At 72.2% G+C, this 13,839-nt stretch carries 17 protein-coding genes; 4 read left to right on the top strand and 13 right to left on the bottom strand.

Going from position 1 to position 13,839, the window contains the following annotated elements; genetic code table 11:
- Positions 1-9: 9 nt before the first annotated feature.
- The 13 genes from csrA to ACEN8D_RS02355 form a co-directional block, all read right to left on the bottom strand.
- Complete coding sequence (gene csrA, locus ACEN8D_RS02415; RefSeq protein WP_413461768.1) at positions 10-264, bottom strand: carbon storage regulator CsrA; 255 nt, start codon at positions 262-264, stop codon at positions 10-12.
- Between the two features lie 4 nt (positions 265-268).
- Positions 269-1,237, bottom strand: coding sequence for a hypothetical protein (locus tag ACEN8D_RS02410; protein ID WP_495601136.1), 969 nt, complete (start codon positions 1,235-1,237; stop codon positions 269-271).
- Entirely contained in the window at positions 1,212-3,266 is a 2,055-nt protein-coding gene (locus ACEN8D_RS02405; protein WP_413399226.1) for a flagellar biosynthesis protein FlhA, read from the bottom strand. The genes ACEN8D_RS02410 and ACEN8D_RS02405 overlap by 26 nt, the downstream gene beginning before the upstream one ends.
- Positions 3,263-4,444: an EscU/YscU/HrcU family type III secretion system export apparatus switch protein gene (locus tag ACEN8D_RS02400; protein WP_309887594.1), complete on the bottom strand. Its 1,182-nt coding sequence runs from the start codon at positions 4,442-4,444 to the stop codon at positions 3,263-3,265. Before ACEN8D_RS02400 ends, ACEN8D_RS02405 begins: the two co-directional genes overlap by 4 nt.
- A 4-nt stretch (positions 4,445-4,448) precedes the next feature.
- Complete coding sequence (locus ACEN8D_RS02395) at positions 4,449-5,207, bottom strand: flagellar biosynthetic protein FliR (RefSeq protein ID WP_070418906.1); 759 nt, start codon at positions 5,205-5,207, stop codon at positions 4,449-4,451.
- Positions 5,207-5,482: a flagellar biosynthesis protein FliQ gene (gene fliQ, locus ACEN8D_RS02390; RefSeq protein ID WP_070418905.1), complete on the bottom strand. Its 276-nt coding sequence runs from the start codon at positions 5,480-5,482 to the stop codon at positions 5,207-5,209. The genes ACEN8D_RS02395 and fliQ overlap by 1 nt, the downstream gene beginning before the upstream one ends.
- On the bottom strand, positions 5,482-6,279 hold the full coding sequence (fliP, locus tag ACEN8D_RS02385; protein ID WP_309887592.1) for a flagellar type III secretion system pore protein FliP: 798 nt from the start codon (positions 6,277-6,279) through the stop codon (positions 5,482-5,484). Before fliP ends, fliQ begins: the two co-directional genes overlap by 1 nt.
- 20 nt (positions 6,280-6,299) lie before the next feature.
- Positions 6,300-6,821, bottom strand: coding sequence for a FliO/MopB family protein (locus ACEN8D_RS02380; protein WP_309779508.1), 522 nt, complete (start codon positions 6,819-6,821; stop codon positions 6,300-6,302).
- An 8-nt stretch (positions 6,822-6,829) separates the two neighbouring features.
- Complete coding sequence (gene fliN, locus ACEN8D_RS02375; RefSeq protein WP_413399228.1) at positions 6,830-7,546, bottom strand: flagellar motor switch protein FliN; 717 nt, start codon at positions 7,544-7,546, stop codon at positions 6,830-6,832.
- Positions 7,543-8,421: a flagellar motor switch protein FliM gene (locus ACEN8D_RS02370; RefSeq protein WP_495601135.1), complete on the bottom strand. Its 879-nt coding sequence runs from the start codon at positions 8,419-8,421 to the stop codon at positions 7,543-7,545. The genes fliN and ACEN8D_RS02370 overlap by 4 nt, the downstream gene beginning before the upstream one ends.
- Positions 8,422-8,489: 68 nt before the next feature.
- On the bottom strand, positions 8,490-9,419 hold the full coding sequence (locus ACEN8D_RS02365; protein WP_413399890.1) for an OmpA/MotB family protein: 930 nt from the start codon (positions 9,417-9,419) through the stop codon (positions 8,490-8,492).
- Positions 9,420-9,421: 2 nt separating this feature from the next.
- The gene (locus tag ACEN8D_RS02360; RefSeq protein WP_413399889.1) at positions 9,422-10,252 is read right to left on the bottom strand and encodes a motility protein A; all 831 of its coding nucleotides are present in this window, start codon (positions 10,250-10,252) and stop codon (positions 9,422-9,424) included.
- Between the two features lies 1 nt (position 10,253).
- Positions 10,254-10,559, bottom strand: coding sequence for a flagellar FlbD family protein (locus ACEN8D_RS02355; RefSeq protein ID WP_261647256.1), 306 nt, complete (start codon positions 10,557-10,559; stop codon positions 10,254-10,256).
- Between the two features lie 266 nt (positions 10,560-10,825).
- On the opposite strand from ACEN8D_RS02355, the gene ACEN8D_RS02350 reads away from it, so the two are divergent.
- From ACEN8D_RS02350 to ACEN8D_RS02335, 4 genes are all read left to right on the top strand, one after another.
- On the top strand, positions 10,826-11,686 hold the full coding sequence (locus tag ACEN8D_RS02350; protein ID WP_413461305.1) for a DUF4397 domain-containing protein: 861 nt from the start codon (positions 10,826-10,828) through the stop codon (positions 11,684-11,686).
- A 2-nt stretch (positions 11,687-11,688) separates the two neighbouring features.
- A complete protein-coding gene (locus ACEN8D_RS02345) occupies positions 11,689-12,351 on the top strand; it encodes a class F sortase (RefSeq protein WP_413461306.1) in 663 nt (220 codons plus the stop codon).
- A 68-nt stretch (positions 12,352-12,419) separates the two neighbouring features.
- Complete coding sequence (locus ACEN8D_RS02340; RefSeq protein WP_071294616.1) at positions 12,420-12,965, top strand: RNA polymerase sigma factor; 546 nt, start codon at positions 12,420-12,422, stop codon at positions 12,963-12,965.
- Complete coding sequence (locus tag ACEN8D_RS02335; RefSeq protein WP_413399715.1) at positions 12,962-13,756, top strand: anti-sigma factor; 795 nt, start codon at positions 12,962-12,964, stop codon at positions 13,754-13,756. The genes ACEN8D_RS02340 and ACEN8D_RS02335 overlap by 4 nt, the downstream gene beginning before the upstream one ends.
- The last annotated feature ends 83 nt before the right edge of the window (positions 13,757-13,839 follow it).

Below are 13,839 nucleotides of genomic sequence, written 5' to 3'. Positions count from 1 at the left end.
TGGGGCGCGTCAGGCGTCGCCGGCGGGCCCGCGGTCCTCGAGGGCCCGGCGGAGCCGCGCCTCGGCGTCGTCCCCGGCGCCGGCGGCAGCGGCCTCGGCGTTGGCCTCGGTCACCGCGCGCACGACCTCTTCGCGCTGGATCTTCACCCCGCGAGGCGCGTCGATACCGATCCGGACGCCGTCCCCGCGGCTGTCGAGCACCGTGATGACGATGTCGTCACCGACGAGGATCCGCTCGCCGACCTTCCGCGTGAGTACCAGCACCCGTTCAGCCTAGCGACACGACGGGGACTCCCAGCAGGTGCACCGACTCCGGCGTGGCGGTCTCCCCCGCGCCGATCGCCACGACCCCCGCCACGTGGGCCCGGTCGGCGACGGCGGCGAGCATGCGGACCGAGTCCTCGTGCTTCCGACCGACGTCCACGACGACCCAGACCTGGTCGGGTGCGAGTCCGGCGGCCGTCGCGACGTCGTCCCAGGCGGCGACCGCGAGCAGCGCGTACCCGTCGCGGACGCCCTCGGCCCGGGCGAGGATCCCGCTCCGCCGGTCGGCCGCGTCGGTCGGCCGCAGTGCGTGCCGGGTCGCGAAGATCCCGGCGGCTGCGTCCACGTCGTTCGGACGCCCGACGAGCAGCACGAGGTCGCCGTCGGCGGACCGGACCGACGGGACGGGCCGGGTGGGCGCGGTGGCGGCGACCAGCTGCTCGGCCACGACGTCGTCGACGAGCCGAGCCGTCCCTCCAGGAACGACCGACGGACCGGGCACGACGGACGCGACGGGCACCGCGGACGGACCGGGCAGGTCCAGGAGGCGCGACCCGCCCGGCTCCTCGGCCCCCGCCTCCGGCAGTGCACGCGTCGGGCGCGGGGCGCTCCCCGTGATCCCGTCGGCGACGAACCCGTCGAGCACCGACGCGAACGCGTCGGCCCGCGTGGACGCGGTGCCGTCGTGGCCGGCGATGCGCGCCTCCGCGGCTTCGGCATCGGCCAGGAGCGCGGCGATGCCCACCCGCTGGACCGGCGAGTCGGCGATGGCGACGCGCGCGGTCGGGACGTCGTCGGGGCCGGGGACCTCGACGGTGGCCTCGACGTGCGCCTTGCGGAACAGCCCGCCGATCCCCGGTGTGGTGACGCGCTCGGCGGCGACGATGCGTGCGCCCGGTCCGAACTCCGAGCGGACGGCGTCCCGGAGCTCGTCGAGCGTGGCGCCGTTACGCTGCAATCGGGTCGGCGGCACGGACCACTCCCACGGTCTCGATGGTGGAGCCCGCGGCGGTGGCCTCCTGGTAGGAGAGCACCGGCAGGCCGTTCGACTGCGCGGAGACCATGCGGTGCACGGCCGGGCGGAGCTGCGGGGCGCAGACGAGGACGGCGGAGATCCCCTGGTCCTCGACGGAACGGACGGCCTCCCGGAGCGACCCGAGGACCTGCTCGATGCGGTGGGCGTCGAGGACGATCTGGGTCCCCTGCTCGGACGGCCGGAGCCCCTCGAGCATCGACTGCTCGAGCAGCGGGTCGATCATGATGACCCGGAGCGTGCCGGCGTCGAGGTACCGGGCGGGCAGCGCGGGGCCGAGTGCGGCGCGGGCGGCCTCGACGAGCCCCTCCGGGTCGGTCGACACCTTCGCGCGGAGCGTGAGGCCCTCGCAGATCCGGCCGAGGTCGTTGATCGGGACCCGTTCGGCGAGCAGGCCCTGCAGGACCCGCTGCAGCTCGGCGAGCGAGAGCATCCCGGGGACGAGCTCCTCGACGGCCGCGGGGTTGACCTGCTTGACGCCCTCGGTGAGGACCTTGACGTCCTCGCGGGTGAGGAGCCGCGCGGCGTTGTCGCCGATGATCGCCTGCAGGTGGGTGACGAGCACGGAGACGCGGTCGATGACGGTCGCGCCGGTCATCTCGGCGGCGTGCCGGAGCTCGGCGGGGATCCACTTGCCGGCGAGGCCGAACACCGGTTCGACGGTGGTCTCCCCCGGGAGCCCCTCGAGGTGGTCGCCGAGGGCGAGCACGCTGCGCGACGGTGCGGTGCCCCGGCCGGCCTCGACACCGGCGATGCGGATGGCGTAGGTCGACGGCGGGAGCTCGATGCTGTCGCGGGTCCGGACGGGCGGGACGACGATCCCCATGTCGATCGCGATCTTCCGGCGGAGTGCCCGGACGCGGCCGAGCAGGTCGTCCGAGGCGCCGGACACCATGTCGACCAGGTCGGGCGCGAGCAGGATCTCGAGGGCGTGCACGCGCATCTGCTCGATGAGGTCCTCGGGGGTGTCGGCGCTCGGCGCGGCGGCCTCCATGGCCTGCTGCTGGGCGAGGGCAGCCTCCTCGCGCTTGGTGTTCTGCCCGAGGCGCCACCCGATGACGAGCAGCGTGGCGCCGATGACCAGGAACGGGACGATCGGCATGCCGGGGATGAACCCCATCGCGATCGCCGCGACGCCCGCGATCACGAGGGCGTTCCGCGACTGGGTGAGCTGCTGCGACGCCGAGGTGCCGATCTCGGTCTCGGCGCCGGAGCGGGTGACGATCATGCCCGTCGACACCGCCATGAGGAGCGCCGGGATCTGCGTGACCAGCCCGTCGCCGATGGTCAGGATGCCGTACTTCGACAGGGCGTCGGTGATCGACAGCCCGTTCTGCACCATGCCGATGGCGATGCCGCCGACGAGGTTGATGACGATGATGAGGATGCCGGCGATCGCGTCGCCCTTGACGAACTTCGACGCACCGTCCATGGCGCCGTAGAAGTCGGCCTCGGCGGACACGGCGGCACGGCGTTCCTTCGCCTGGGCGTCGGTGATGAGCCCCGCGTTGAGGTCCGCGTCGATCGCCATCTGCTTGCCGGGCATCGCGTCGAGCGTGAACCGTGCCCCGACCTCGGCGACGCGCTCGGCGCCCTTCGTGACGACGACGAACTGGATGACGACGAGGATCAGGAAGATCACCGCGCCGATGATGATCGAGCCGGAGACCGCCACGTGGCCGAACGCCTGGATGACGTCGCCGGCGAACCCCTCGCCCAGGACGAGCCGCGTCGACGCGACGTTCAGGCCGAGCCGGAACAGCGTCGCGACGAGCAGCAGCGACGGGAACACCGAGAAGTCGAGCGGCTTCTTCACGAACAGCGTCGTGAGCAGGATCACCAGCGCCAGCAGGATGTTGCAGATGATGAGGAAGTCGAGCAGGAAGGACGGCACCGGCAGGATCAGCAGCAGGATGATGCCGACGATGAAGACCGGGACGACGAGCTTCGGCAGGTCCTTGCGGTTCATGCGGGCACCCCTTCGGGAGTCGAGTTCGGGCGGAGCTTCCGGGGCCGGAGGTCCCCGCTGATCGTGGCCGGGTCGATGACCGTCGCGACCTCGTCCGGGGTGGTCGGCCGCGGCGGGGCGTGCGTCCCGGCCGCCGCTCCCCTGGCCTTGAGCGCCATGACGAACGACAGCACGCGGGCGACCGGCGTGTAGAGGTCGACCGGCACCTCCTGCCCGAGCTCGCACGCGGCGTGCAGCGCACGCGTGAGCGGGACGTCCTGGACGATCGGCACCCGGGCCTCGAGCGCCTTGTCGCGGATCATCGCCGCGACCGGACCGGCGCCCTTCGCCACGACGCGCGGCGCGGACTTGCCCGGTTCGTACGACAGCGCGACGGCGTAGTGCGTCGGGTTCGTCATCACGACGTCCGCGGTGCCGATCGCCTGCACCATCCGGTTCCGGCTCATCGCGAGCTGTCGGGACCGGCGCTGGGACTTCACGAGCGGGTCGCCCTCGGCGTGCTTGTTCTCGTCCTTGACCTCGCGCTTGGTCATCATCGTGCGCTTGCGGTTGCGGCGGATCACGACGAAGACGTCGAGCGCGGCGAGGACCAGGCCGGCGACGATCGCCGCCCTGAGCAGGGTGCCGGTGCCGGCGGCCGCGGCGTCGAGCACAGCGGACAGCGGCAGCGACCCGCTCGTCATGAGGACGGGGACGAGTGCCTGCACGGCCATCCAGAGGACGAGGCCGACGACGGCGGTCTTGAGGAGCGCCTTGCACCCGTTCCAGAGCGCCTGGGTACCGAACACCCGCTTCAGGCCCTGGATCGGGTCGAAGTGCTCGGGCTGCGGGGTCAACTTCCGGACGTGCACGCCGCCTTGCGCGACCGCTGCGGCCAGCACGGCGACGGCGACGACCCCGAGCATCGGGCCGAGGGTCCCGCCGAGCGAGCCGAGGGCCTCGTGGAAGACGGCGTTCATGGTGCCGATCGTCGGGTCGGCGATGACGCGCTGCACGGCTCGGAGCTGCTCGGAGCCCGCGGCGGCGGCGTTGCCGATCGCGGACGGCATCATGAGCGCCGCGACCGCGATCCCGATCCACGCGCCGAGGTCCTGCGACCGCCCGATCTGGCCCTTCTGGTGGACCTCGCGCATGCGCTTCTGCGTCGCCTGCTCGGAGCGTTCTCCGCTGTCGGACACGTCGTCACCCCCGTCCCGTGATCGCGGCCACCGCGTCGCCGGTGAGGGACGAGACGACGGACGGCAGGGCCATGAAGAGCGCGCCGGCGAAGACGACGGTCAGCCCGATCTTGATCGGGAAGCCCATCTGGAAGGCGTTGAGCGCCGGGGCCACGCGCGTGAGCAGGCCGAGGCCGACGTCGGCGAGGAAGAGCACCACCACGAGGGGCCCGGCGATCTGCAGCGAGGACAGGAACATCTGCGTGAGCGCGGTGACGAGCACGGACGCCAGGCCGCCGAGGTCGAACGTGCCGGTCAGGGGCACCGCGTCGAAGGAGCGCACGAGTCCGGCGACGATGAGCTGGTACCCGCCCGAGGCGAACAGCAGCGCGAGCGCCGCCATCTGGAACAGCCGCGTGAACTGGGCGCCGTTCACCTGCGACTGCGGGTCGAAGGCCTGCGCCAGCGTGAACCCGCCGAACAGGTCGATGAGCGCACCGGCCGACTGCACGGCGGCGAACACGAGGAACACGAGGAACCCGAGGGCGAGTCCGACGAGGAGCTGCGTCAGGAGCGCGAGCAGGAACGGTCCGGTGTCGAGCGACTCGTAGCCGACCGCGACGCGCGGGGCGACGCCGATCGCCAGCCCGATGCCGAGGATCACCTTCACCGTCGCGGGGAACGCGCGGTACGAGAACGGCGGCGCGATGACGAAGAACGCGACGAGGCGGACGCCGGCGAGCATCGTCGCCTCGAGGCGGTCGCCGTCGATCGACAGCTCCATCAGGCCGTTCCCAAGAGCTTCGGGATCATGTCGAACGCGACGTGCGTGAACCCGACCATCTCCGAGATCATCCAGTTGCCGCAGACGACCAGGGCGATCGCGACGGCGACGGCCTTCGGCACGAAGGAGAGCGTGACCTCCTGGATCTGCGTGACCGACTGGAACAGCGAGATCGCGAAGCCCACGACGAGCGACGTCACGAGCACGGGCGCGGCGAGCTTCGCCGACACCAGGAGCGCCTGGAGCGTGAGGTCGATGACGGCCTGCTGGTTCATCAGTGCACCACCTGGTAGCTCTCGATGAGGGACTTGATGATGAGCCCCCACCCGTCGACGAGGACGAACAGCAGGATCTTGAACGGGAGCGAGATCATGACCGGCGGGAGCATCATCATGCCCATCGACATGAGCGCCGCGGAGACGACGAGGTCGATCACCAGGAACGGGATGAAGATGACGAACCCGATGATGAAGGCGCTGCGGAGCTCGGAGATCACGAACGCGGGGATCACCGTCGTCATCGGCACGTCGGCCATCGACTTCGGGTTGTCCTGACCGGCGGCACGGGTGATGAGCGCCACGTCCTCCTCACGCGTCTGGTGCAGCATGAAGGTCCGCAGTGGCTTCGTCCCGATCTCGACCGCCTGGGTGAAGTCGAGGTGGCCGGCGAGGTACGGCTGCAGGGCGTCGTCGTTGATGTGCCCGAGGACCGGTGCCATCACGAAGAGCGACAGGAACAGCGCGAGCCCTGCCAGCACCTGGTTCGGCGGGATGGACTGCAGTGCGAGGGCGTTCCGCGTCATCGCGAGCACCACGAAGATCTTCGTGAACGACGTCATCATCAGCATGAGGGCCGGTGCGACGCTGAGCAGGGTGATCCCGATCAGGGTGACGACGGCGGACGACGGGGTGCCGTCCGGGCCGTTCACGCTGACGCTGAAGTCACCGGTCGACGGCGGCGTGGGCGTGGCGGGAGCGGTCGGCTGCACGACACCGGCCGCGTGGGCGCCGGTCGCCGTGAGCATGAGGAAGCCGGCGACGATCGTCACCCCCAGCAGGAGGAGGGCGATCAAGCGTCCGGTGCGTGCCGCGGTCACCCGGCCCGCCGGTTCCGGAGCGCCGAGGCGGCCTGCCGCCAGGTGTCGGCGGACAGGATCGACCCCTGCAGCTGCTGCGCCGTGGGCAGCGTGGTGCGCTGCGAGCGGCGGTTGCGGGGACGCATGGGTAGGTGGTCCTGGAGGGACGGCTCGGTCTGGTCCTGTCGCTGCAGTTCCCGAGAGAACGCGTCGGCCGACGGGGTCGGACGCACCGGCAGCGTCACCGGCCCGGTCACGATCGTGAGTTCCGGCGCCGGCGCCTGTCCGCTGGTGAGCAGGGCGACACCGTGCTCGGAGACACCGAGCACGAGGCGCTCGCCCTCGACGTCGACGACGACGACGCTCGCCTTGCCGCCGATGCCCTGGCGGCCGACGACCTCGACCGACGCCGAGCGGCGGCCCTTGGCCTTGCCCGCACCCAGGCCGCTCTTCGCGACGCGACGGTGCAGCACCCACATCAGGGCGAGCACGACGCCGAGCGAGAGCGCGACGCGGAGGACGATGACGGCGGTGTCCACGTCGGGGCTCAGACGCTCTCGGCGACGTCGAGGATCTTCGTGATCCGGACCGCGTAGTCCTGGTCGACGACGACGACCTCGCCGTGCGCGATGAGCCGGCCGTTGAGCAGGACGTCGGCCGGGGCTCCGGCGCTGCGGTCGAGTTCGACGACCGCGCCGGGCTCCATGCCGAGCACGTCGCGCACGGACATCCGGGTGCGGCCGATCTCGACGGTCAGGGTCATCTCGACGTTGTTGATCCGGCCGAGGTTCCCGGCGGGCAGGCTCGTCGTCGGTGCCGCGGCGGCCGGTGCGGACACGGTGCCGTTCTCGCGGACGCGCAGCGCGAACCAGCCGCCGGGGACGCCACCGGCGGTCAGCTCGAACACGACCGCGTCCGGGTCGGCCAGGAGCGCCGAGGCCGACTCGCGCCGAGCCTCGCCGAGGACGCCGACGCCGAGGACACCGGCGGCGGCCTCGAGGGACGGACGGAGCACGTCGGTCACGTCGACGATCCCGTGGTCGGTGCCGCCCGCGGCGACGACGGCCTCGAGGTCGGTGAGCACGAGGACGAGGTCGGCCGACAGGCCGCCGACGAAGGACGCGACCACAGCGTCACCGGCCGCCTCGAGGACGACGGGGGTCGCGCCTCCCGGGACCGCCACCGCTGCGAGCGGAGCGGCCGTCGGGAGCTGCGCGGCGAGTGCCTCGGCCGCCTGCGTGTGGAGGGTGGTCGTGACGGTCATGCGGGCTGCTCCGATGTGGTGGTGACGACGATGCCGGCGAGGCGCGAGCCGTTCGCGCCGACGGCGGCGGTGCCGACGGGCTCGCCGTCGACCGCGATGGTGAGGGGGCGGTGCTGCGGGTGCGGCAGCGGCAGCACGTCGCCGACGGCGAGACGCAGGACCTGCGACGGCAGCACGGTCGCCGGGGCGAACCGCAGGCTGACGCCGACCGGCACGCTGGCGAGCTGCGCGTCGACGAGGGCGCGGGCGTCGGCGGGGGTGACGTGGGCGGCGGCCTCGCCGAGCTGCGGCAGGACGGCGTCGGCCGGCAGCGCGAGCGTGCCGGGGGCGACGCGCTCCCCCACGCGGATCGTGAACGAGGCGACGATCATGAGGTCGCCCTTCTGGGCGGCCTGGGCGAACTGCGAGTTGAACTGGAAGCCGCCGGCGGTGACGTCGTGCGCGAGCAGGCCGCCGAACGAGTAGCGCAGGTCGTCGAGGGCGTCCTCGACGATCTTGCGGACGAGCGCCTGCTCGATCGGGGTGAACGTCCGGTCCGGCGTCGGGAGCGGCTTCGAGGCGCCGAGCGCGTGCGAGACCCAGGTGAGCGCGGCGTCGAGCGGGACCTGCAGCACGCCCTTCGGGACGACGTCCGCGATCGGGAGCAGCACCATGCCGGTGAGTGCGGGCAGCGAGGCGGCGTACTCGTCGTACGTCGTCATCTGGACCTGCTCGCACGTGACCTGGCTCACCACGCGGACCTTCGCCGTCAGCTGGGTGCCCCACTGGCGCGCGAAGGTCTCGAAGGCGAGCTCGAGGACCCGGGCGTGCTCGCGGGCGAGCGTCGACGGGCGCGCGAAGTCGTACACCTCGGGCGCTGGCAGGGTCTCGGTCACGGGTGCGTCTATCGGTCCGCCGGGGACGTCCCGTCAGTGCTGTGCCCCGTTCTGGGGCGGTGGTGCGCTCAGCCGGCTCGTGCCCCGTCCTGCGCCTTCGCCAGGGCCGGCATCAGCGCGCTGACGTCCTGGTCCTGGTTCGACAGCACCACGATGTCGACCCGCCGGTTGAGCGTGAGGTCGGCGTCCGTCCCGCCCTTCGCCAGCGGACGGCTCGACCCGAACCCGACGCTCTGGATGTGCTGGGCCGGCATCCCGCCGCGTTCCACGAGGTCGCGGAGCACCCCGGTCGCGCGGGCGGCGCTCAGCTCCCAGTTCGTCGCGTACGGCGCGGTGGAGTTCCGCTGGTCGGCGTGGCCCTCGACGCTGACGTCGTGGCCGCCGGTCTTCAGGACCGGGGCGATGGCGTCCATGATCCGCTTCGCCTGGTCGGACAGGTCGGCGCTGTTCGTGGTGAAGTACGTCTCGCTGCCGACGAGCCGGACCGTGAGCCCGCGGGCGTCGACCGTGAACTGCACGTTCGACGTCTGGCCGGCCTTCGCGAGGTTCGCCTTGATCGCCTGCTCGATGGCCTGCAGGTCGTCGAGCTCCTTCTTCGCCGCGGCGACGTCGGCCTTCGTCGCGGTCGTCGGCACCACGGTGGAGGCCGGGTCGACGTTGGTGTCCTTCGTGCCGGACGACGCGGTCGAGTGGTCTGCCTGGGACTTGTCGACGGAGTACCCGGAGCCGTCCTTGACCTCGTCCTTCGTCACGACCGTGCCCGACGCGGTGTCGATCTTCTGCGACTTCACCTCGCCGAAGCCCGTGGCGAGCGAGTTCTTCAGCTGGATGTACTTCTGCTGGTCGACCGTGGACATCGCGAAGAGCACGAGGAACATGCACATCAGCACGGTGATCATGTCCATGTACGAGGCCATCCAGCGCTCGTCGGGGTGCTCGGCCTCGTCGTGCGACTTCTTCGCGCGTCCGCGACCGCGCCCGCGGGGGTTGGCGCTCATCGTCAGGCCGCCAGCTGCTGGTCGTCGGCGTCCGCGTCGCTGCCCTTGCCGGCCTTCGCCTTGCCGCCCTTGGCGTCCCCACCGCGCGCCGCGGGCGGGACCATGGCGGTCAGGCGCTCGCCGAGCAGGCGCGGCTGGCTGCCGGCCTGCACCGCGAGGAGCCCCTCCATGAGCAGCGTCTGGCGGTCGGCCTCGAGCTGCGCGAGCTTGCGGAGCTTGCCGCCGATCGGCAGCCACAGGAAGTTGGCGGTGAGCAGGCCCCAGAGCGTCGCGACGAACGCGCTCGCGATGAGCGGACCGAGCTCGTCGGGCTTGCCGAGGTTCGCGAGGACGTGGGTCAGTGACACCACGGTGCCGATGATGCCGACGGTGGGGGCGAAGCCGCCGAGGCCCATGAAGAACGAGCTGGCCGACCGGACCGGGGCGGCGTTCGACTCGATCTCGTCCTCGAGCAGGATCCGCAGCTCGTCGCCGTCCGTGCCGTCCGCGATGTTCTGCAGCGCCTTCTTCATGAACGGGTCGACGTGCTTGTCGGCCTCCTGCTCGAGCGCGAGCAGACCGTTCGCACGGGCCGTCTCGGCGAGCCCGACCACGTCGTCGATGACCGACTGCGGCGGGGTGACCTTGCCGGTGAACGCCTTCGGCACGGCCTTGAAGCTGGCGATGGCGTCCTTGAGGGTCGTGCTCGCGATGCCGCAACCGATCGTGGCGCCGAACACGAGCAGCATCGGTGCCGGCAGGAACAGCCCCGCGAGCTCGACGTGCTCCATCTCGACCATGCCGAACAGGGCGCCGAAGGCGAGCAGGATCCCGATGATCGTCGCGATGTCCACGTCAGCGACCCCCGTCCTGCGTGCGGGGTGCCCGGTCGGTGGACACGGCGTGGATCGGGGCGACCGGTGCCAGCGTCGGCTGCGGGCCGGTGGCGTCTCGAGCGGCGGTGTCCGTACCGTAGGCCATGCCGACGATGCGTGCCCGGTACGCGGCGATCAGGTCGATGACGTCGGCCAGGGACTCGCGGACGATGTACTTGGCGCCGTCGACCATGATGAGCGTCGTGTCCGGCGTCTCCTGGATGCGCTCCACGAGATCGGGGTTGACAGCGAATCCGCTGCCGTTGAGTCGTGTGACGACGATCATGGCCCGTCCTGGTTCTCGATCGTCCCGCCGCCGTCCGTGGGGCGGGATGCTGCCCGTCCGTGGGCTGCACCGAGGACTATCGGCGGGCCCGGGCCGGTCGTTAGGCATGACCGGTCGTTCGACGTGGCCGGCGTGACCGGCGTGACCTGCCGACACCGGATTCCGGATCGGGTGCATCCGATCGGCCCCGTCCGCCGGTAGTGCCGGTGTGACGTCGACGACGACGTCGTCCGTACCGGCCCGAAGGGGCCAGAAGGAGACCCGACATGCGCAAGACCCTCGCCACCGGCCTCGCCGCCGGTGTGCTGCTCGCCGCCGCTGCGGCCGCGGTCCCGGCGGCCACCGCCTCCGCCGCCACCGGGGACGCGACGCTCTCCGTCCTGCACGCCGTCCCGGACGTCACGGTCGACGTCTACCTGGACGGGAAGCGCGCCCTCGACGACTTCACGCCGGGGACCCTCGCCGGCCCGATGATGGTCCCGGCGGGCGCACACCAGCTCGCGATCACCGCGTCGGACGCAGCCGATGCGTCGAAGCCGGTCATCGGCCCCGTGGACGTCACGCTCGACGCCGGCGGGAACTACACCGCCGTCGCGCACGACGACACCAGCGGCAAGCCCACCGCCACGCTCTTCACCAACGATGTCTCGGCCACCCCGGCCGGGCAGGGACGCCTGATCGTCCGGCACGTCGCCGCTGCGCCGGCGGTGGACGTCCTCGCCGGTGGCGAGGCCGTCGTCAGCAACCTGTCGAACCCCGACGAGCAGGCACTCGAGCTCCCCGCCGGCACCGTCTCGGCATCCGTCGCCGCCACCGGCACGACCGACCCGGTGATCGGTCCGGCCGACGTCGCTGTCACCGCCGGCGCCGACACGATCGTGTACGCCTGGGGCAGCCTGGACGACCAGAACCTGGCGCTCGCCACCCAGACGATCTCGGACCTCGGCGGCACGCCGAACGGCGTCCCGGCCGGCAACGCCGGACTCGTCGCGACGAACCGGACCGACACCGTCGGGATCGTCGGCGGGACGACAGCAGCCCTCGCGGCTGCGGTCGCGATCGGCGCGGTGGTGCTCCGGCGCCGCCGCACCGTGACCGGGGACCAGCGGCAGGACTCGGGTCACTGACCGTGCCGTCCCCGGTCCGGACCACCGCGGCGGCGCTCGTCGTCGCCGCGGTGGCCGCGACCATCCTGACCGGGTGCTCGTCGGGCGGCTCCCCCACCCCCGACGGGCACCCCTCGACCGCGATCGTCACCGGTCCGTCGTCGACGCCGACCCCGGTGCCGTCGGCGTTCTCGACCGCGGTGCCGCAGGTCCGCGCCACGGTCCCGCCGGCCGTCCGGGTCGCCGCTCCGTCCCGGATCGCCGTCGACTGGGCCGGGGTGCTGGCCGAGGTCCGTCCCGAGGGCGTCGACGACCAGGGCGCGATGTCCCTGCCGCCCGATCCGGCCGTCGCCGGCTGGTACCGGTACGGCGCAGCACCGGCGTCGACCACGGGGACCGTCGTGATCGCCGCCCACGTCGACGCCGTCGGCTACGGCGTCGGGCCGTTCGCCCACCTCCGGGACGTCCCCGCCGGCACGACCGTCACTCTGACCGACACCTCCGGTGACCGGACCCGGTGGCGGATCGACTCGGTCGCCCTCGTCGCCAAACGCGGCCTCCCGTGGGCCTCGGTCTTCCGGACCGACGGACCGCGACGGCTCGTCCTGGTCTCCTGCGGCGGCGTGTTCGACGAGTCCACCCACCACTACGAGAGCAACCTCATCATCAGCGCGACGCCCGCCTGACCGGAGCGATCACGACCGCCGTACGATCGGGTCACGGTCGACGACGACCACGCCAGCGACAGGATCCAGTGACGACCACCCTCCCGGACGACAGCGAGCTCTCCGACGCGTTCAGCGCCGGGAGCGAGGACGCCCTGCGCGCCGTCTACGACCGGTGGTCCCCGCTCGTCTACTCGTTGGCGCTCCGCGCGCTGGGCGACCAGTCGGCGGCCGAGGACGTGACGCAACAGGTCTTCGTGAAGGCCTGGCGCCGGAGTGCCAGCTACGACCCGGAGCGGGCCCCGCTCGGCGCCTGGCTCGTCGGGATCACCCGGAACTGCATCGCGGACGCCTTCGCGGAACGGACACGGCACGCCAGGACCACCGACCCGACCGTCGTCGAGGAGACCGCGGCGGCACCGGAGTCCGAGTTCGACCTGGCCGAACGCGCACTGGTCGCGGGCGAGCTCGACCGGCTGGACGACGTGCCACGCCGGGTCATGCGCTTGGCGTTCTACGACGAGCTGAGCCATCGTGAGATCGCCGAGCGGCTCGGACTCCCCCTCGGCACCGTCAAGAGTCACATCCACCGAAGTCTGGCTCGGCTCCGAACACGTCTCGAGGTGATCGAATGAAGCACGTCGACGACGAGACGCTCGCCATGCTCGCGGTCTCCGGTGTCGTGGCCGACGACGCCGTGACGGAGCACCTCGCTGCCTGCGCCCGGTGCCGTGACGAGGTCTCGGACCTGCAGCGCGTCGCCGCCGTGACGCGGTCGTCCTCCCACGTCCGGCTCGACGCGCCCCCGGAGGCGGTCTGGGACCGCATCGCCGCCGAGGTCCGGGACGGTCCGCCGCGCGTCCCGGCGGAGTCACCCGCACCGGTCGCGGTCTCCGGAACGGGCCGCCCAGGAGGAACGACCCGCCCCCGCGGACGGGTCACCCCCGGTGGTCCCCGCGTCCACCGCCGTCGGCGCGTCCTCCTGACCGTCGCGGCCGTCGTCGGGGCGTTCGCGATCGTGCTCGGGATCGGCGTGGCGACGGGTGCCCTGCCCGGGCTCCCCGGCTCGGCGTCCGAGACCGTGCTCGCACGGGCGGAGCTCGACGCGCTGCCCGGATGGTCCGGGGCCGGTGGCACCGCCGAGCTGGAGCGGGACCGCGACGGGCGGCTCTCGCTCGTGGTCGACCTGCGCGGCGGGACCGGACGAACGGGTACCGGTGCCCTGCGCGAGGTGTGGATGATGCGCTCCGACCTCGACGGGCTCGTCAGCGTGGGGTTCCTCGACGGTGACCGCGGGCGGTTCACGGTCCCGTCGGGCATGGACACCGCACGCTTCCCGGTCGTCGACGTCTCGGCCGAGGCGGACGACGGCGACCCGGCACACTCGGGCGACTCGATCGTGCGCGGCCGGCTCGCGCGCCCCTGACCGAGGACGTGCTCCGCTGGACGACAGGTGACGACGAAGTTCTCACAGACGGTGTATTCCCGAGTCGATCCTGAGAAGTCTGG

The sequence above is a fragment of the Curtobacterium sp. Curtsp22 genome, from assembly GCF_059492135.1.
Note: the sequence above shows the minus strand (reverse complement) of the source record. Positions and strands in the feature narration are given on the sequence as shown.

What these genes read in the sequence shown, in the direction of transcription:
- ACEN8D_RS02405 (WP_413399226.1), bottom strand. Translation starts at nt 3,266, where the DNA reads ATGAACCGCAAGGACCTGCCGAAGCTCGTCGTCCCGGTCTTCATCGTC.
- ACEN8D_RS02395 (WP_070418906.1), bottom strand. Translation starts at nt 5,207, where the DNA reads ATGGAGCTGTCGATCGACGGCGACCGCCTCGAGGCGACGATGCTCGCC.
- ACEN8D_RS02350 (WP_413461305.1), top strand. Translation starts at nt 10,826, where the DNA reads ATGCGCAAGACCCTCGCCACCGGCCTCGCCGCCGGTGTGCTGCTCGCC.
- ACEN8D_RS02365 (WP_413399890.1), bottom strand. Translation starts at nt 9,419, where the DNA reads ATGAGCGCCAACCCCCGCGGGCGCGGTCGCGGACGCGCGAAGAAGTCG.
- ACEN8D_RS02355 (WP_261647256.1), bottom strand. Translation starts at nt 10,559, where the DNA reads ATGATCGTCGTCACACGACTCAACGGCAGCGGATTCGCTGTCAACCCC.
- ACEN8D_RS02335 (WP_413399715.1), top strand. Translation starts at nt 12,962, where the DNA reads ATGAAGCACGTCGACGACGAGACGCTCGCCATGCTCGCGGTCTCCGGT.
- fliN (WP_413399228.1), bottom strand. Translation starts at nt 7,546, where the DNA reads ATGACCGTCACGACCACCCTCCACACGCAGGCGGCCGAGGCACTCGCC.
- fliQ (WP_070418905.1), bottom strand. Translation starts at nt 5,482, where the DNA reads ATGAACCAGCAGGCCGTCATCGACCTCACGCTCCAGGCGCTCCTGGTG.